3 protein-coding genes and 2 pseudogenes are annotated in these 3,626 nt (G+C 60.8%); all 5 read left to right on the plus strand.

The genetic code is table 11. From position 1 onward, the window contains the following. Positions 1-172, plus strand: a pseudogene (locus AC1VAN_RS15020) (TrbG/VirB9 family P-type conjugative transfer protein); the annotation flags it as partial. Continuing rightward, entirely contained in the window at positions 169-1,416 is a 1,248-nt protein-coding gene (locus AC1VAN_RS15025; protein ID WP_032976213.1) for a TrbI/VirB10 family protein, read from the plus strand. The pseudogene AC1VAN_RS15020 and the gene AC1VAN_RS15025, both read left to right, overlap by 4 nt. A gap of 13 nt (positions 1,417-1,429) precedes the next feature. Then, positions 1,430-2,452 (plus strand): P-type DNA transfer ATPase VirB11, encoded by a 1,023-nt coding sequence (gene virB11 / locus AC1VAN_RS15030; RefSeq protein WP_480986100.1) that lies wholly within the window; start codon positions 1,430-1,432, stop codon positions 2,450-2,452. Positions 2,453-2,455: 3 nt separating this feature from the next. Further along, positions 2,456-3,427 carry a lytic transglycosylase domain-containing protein gene (locus AC1VAN_RS15035; protein WP_099784621.1) on the plus strand — a complete coding sequence of 324 codons (972 nt, stop codon included), beginning with the start codon at positions 2,456-2,458 and terminating at the stop codon, positions 3,425-3,427. 73 nt (positions 3,428-3,500) lie between these two features. Further along, positions 3,501-3,626 (plus strand): annotated as a pseudogene (locus tag AC1VAN_RS15040) (TrbC/VirB2 family protein); the annotation flags it as partial.

Below are 3,626 nucleotides of genomic sequence, written 5' to 3' on the forward strand. Positions count from 1 at the left end.
CAAGACGGGCATCTTCCCGGCCGTATTCGGTCGCGAGAAAGAGTACGGCGAGGACTTCGTGGTCAACACCACAGTTGAGGGCAATACGCTGATCGTGCACGGGACCTACCCGTACCTGGTCATCCGCCATGGCGACTTTGTCGTCGGCCTGCGAAGGAACGTGAAGAAATGAGCCAGCAGAACACTCCGGACAACGATCCAAATCCGTCTCCGTACGGTCAGGGCCCTGCGGGTCATGAACCGTCGACGAATCCTTATTACGGGACCGCGCAGTCCGAAACCACGCCCGATCTGGATGCCAGCGCTCCGCAGCTCCGCTCGGCTGAAGAGCAGCGCCTGAACCGTAAGGCACTGTTGTTCCTGGGCGGCATCTTGCTGCTGTTGTTGGCCATGGGTTTCCTGCTGCTGCGCAAAGGCCAGGATGACGAGGCCGACGCCAAGGCACCACCGCAGGTGGCACGCTCAAGCACTCCGGATCTGCCGAACATGGCGCCGCCTGTCATTCCTTCTGCTGCGCAGGAGACCGCTGAGCCGATTCCGATGCTTCCACCGCCGCCGAAGGAAGCCATTGGCCCCACCTACATTCCACGTGCCGAACCCGAACGTGACATCCAGCGCGGTCCCAGCCTGCTGGACCGTCGCATCGCCGGCAGTGGAGGCGTCGGTACCGGTGACGCTTCGGGTCAAGGCGCAGCCGCGGGCAACGACGATCCTTATCTGCAGGCAACGTTGGCTGCATTGCAGGCTCAGAACGGCAACGCAACGCCGGCCAAAGTGCGTCGCGGTCCGGACGTGGAAGACGTCTCCAACGCTTCCTATATCCGCAGCCCCGATGCGTTGCTGGTGCGTGGCACTTATCTACGCTGCGTGCTTGAGACCCGCATTATTACCGACCTGGCTGGCTATACCTCCTGCCTGCTCACCGAGCCGGTCTATTCCATCAACGGCCGTACCCTGCTGTTGCCCAAGGGCTCCAAGATCTATGGTGCCTATGGTGGCGGTCCGGCCGGAAAGCGCGTGGAAGTCATTTGGGATCGGATCACGACTCCGAATGGTTTGGACGTCGCTATGTCCAGCCCGGGCGTAGATGGCTTGGGTGGTGCGGGTCACCCGGGGCAGTACAGCGCGCACTGGGGTGCACGTATCGCTTCGGCACTGATGATCAGTCTGGTCGCGGATGCATTCAAATACGCTGCTGCCGAGCATGGTCCGGAAACGACCACCGTGGCCAACAACGGCATGACCATCCAGTCGCCATATGAAAGCGCTACCGCACGTACCATGGAGCGTCTGGCCAACGAGGCGCTCACCAGCGGCCGTCGTCCGCCGACAGTCACTATCAATCAAGGCACGATCGTGAACGTCTACGTCGCAAAAGACGTCGACTTCACCAGCGTGCTGAACGCCCGCAGGTAATCCAAGAGCGACCATGGACGCCGAAGTGTCACCTCTCGCCCTCGTCTCCAGCGACTTCCTGCGCTATCAGTACGAAGTGCTGGGCATCGCCGAGTACATGACTTCACCTGAAGTGACGGAAATCTGCATCAACCGTCCGGGTGAGCTGTACCTGGAGACGCGGGCAGGGTGGCAGCGGGTGGATGTGCCAAGCCTGACGTTCGAACGCGCGCGGCAGTTCTGTACCGCGGTGGTCAACGAAAGCAACACGGGCCAACGCATCACCGATGCCGATCCGGTGGTGTCGCTCACGTTCCCAACCGGGCAGCGTGCTCAGTTCGTGATCCCGCCGGCGTGCGATGCTGGCAAGGTGTCGATCACCATCCGCCTGCCATCCAAGCACACCAAGTCGCTGACGCAGTACCACGAGGATGGCTTCTTCAACCAGATCCTTGAGCAGGATCGCGAATTGCTTGAATTGCGGCAGCAGCGTGAATACGCCGAGTTCTTCCGTCGCGCGGTGATGTATCGCAAAAATATCGTTGTGTCCGGAGCCACCGGCAGCGGCAAAACTACCTTCATGAAGGCGCTGGTCAATCACATTCCCGATAGCGAGCGCTTGGTCACCATCGAGGACGCGCGCGAACTGTTCCTGACCCAGCCCAATGTGGTGCATCTGCTGTACTCCAAGGGTGGACAGAGCACCAGCAACGTCAGTGCTAAGAGCTGCATGGAAGCGTGTCTGCGCATGAAACCTGAGCGGATCATCCTTGCTGAGTTGCGTGGTGATGAAGCGTTCTACTTCATCCGAAACTGCGCCTCAGGTCACCCCGGCTCGATCACCAGTTGCCATGCCGGCAGCCCGGAACAGACTTGGGACCAGCTGGCGCTGATGGTGAAAGCATCTACTGAAGGGTCGGGTCTGGAATTCAATGTCATCAAGCGCCTGCTGATGATGACCATTGACATCGTCGTGCATATCAAGGCGCACGCAGGCTCGCGCTATATCACCGGTATCGATTTCAATCCTGGGCGTGCCCAGGGGCAGGAGGGCTGAACAATGCTGCCAGGACTGGAAATGATGGCGTGCCCGGAAATGGCCGTCTCGATGGACGTGATGCAGCACGTCATCAACGTGGAATCCTCGAGCAACCCCTACGCCATCGGCGTGGTAGGTGGTGCCTTGGTGCGTCAGCCCAAGGCCCTCGACGAGGCCTTGGCTACCGTTCGCATGCTTGAAGAGAAGGGCTACAACTTCTCCATCGGCCTGGCCCAGGTCAATCGCTACAATCTGGCCAAGTACGGTCTGGACTCGTACGAAAAAGCCTTCCAGCAATGCCCGAATCTGCAGGCAGGCTCACGCATCCTCGCTGAGTGTTACAAGCGCTCAGGCAAGGATTGGGGCAAATCTTTCAGTTGCTATTACTCGGGCAACTTCGAAACCGGCTTCCGCCACGGCTATGTGCAGAAAGTCTATGACTCGATCCGTCGTGGGCAGCAGGTTGCTTCCAATGGCGTGGCACCCATCGACGTCGTAACCCGTGGCGAGCGGCGTACCGTCAAGGTCGAGCACCATCCACAGCTCGCATCACCGGCACAGGCGAGAATCGTCGCCCAGGCCAATGGTGCCGTCTATGTGCCGTCCAACGACCCGGCGCGCGCCTATACCGTTTATCCGTCTACCGGTGCGATGGCGCGCGGGAGTCTGGTCAATCTTGCCGACCAGGCATTGTCGCGGGTCGTGCTGGGCTCAGTCGACCGCATGATGCAGCCGCTGGCGCAGCCGGAGAGCGCCTACCCGCAGCAGCAGGGCTACCCGCAGCAGACTGCTGCAGCACAGGCTGGTCAACCGCAGAAGATGCCACAGCATCTGCCCGGCGCAACGGCCGGTGGCGGAGAAAGCCCAGTCATGCTCCAGCGGTGGGGCGAGCAGAAGACGCCCGCCGCGGCCGCCAACAACATGTACAACGCGCCGGCGCAGCCCATGCCCGCGCAACAGATTCCCCCAGGGGATGCGGCCTTCGTGTTCTGACGAAGTCGTGGTACGACCGGTCCCCCGGCTGGTCGATTCAGCTGTGTTAGTCCATCAACAAGGAAATCAATCCATGAAGCGATTCAATCTCGACCTCGTCCAGGCCCAGCGTACGCTGAAGACCATGCTGATGGCCGTCGCATTCGCTGGCGCTGTATTTGCTCCGCAGGCCTTGGCAGGCGGCCCTGACTTCGGTGGT

Source organism: Stenotrophomonas sp. 05L44_2, assembly GCF_056665995.1.

Bases quoted from the DNA above. Each gene is read 5' to 3' on its own strand.
- AC1VAN_RS15035 (WP_099784621.1), top strand. From the start codon at position 2,456: ATGCTGCCAGGACTGGAAATGATGGCGTGCCCGGAAATGGCCGTCTCG.
- AC1VAN_RS15025 (WP_032976213.1), top strand. From the start codon at position 169: ATGAGCCAGCAGAACACTCCGGACAACGATCCAAATCCGTCTCCGTAC.
- virB11 (WP_480986100.1), top strand. From the start codon at position 1,430: ATGGACGCCGAAGTGTCACCTCTCGCCCTCGTCTCCAGCGACTTCCTG.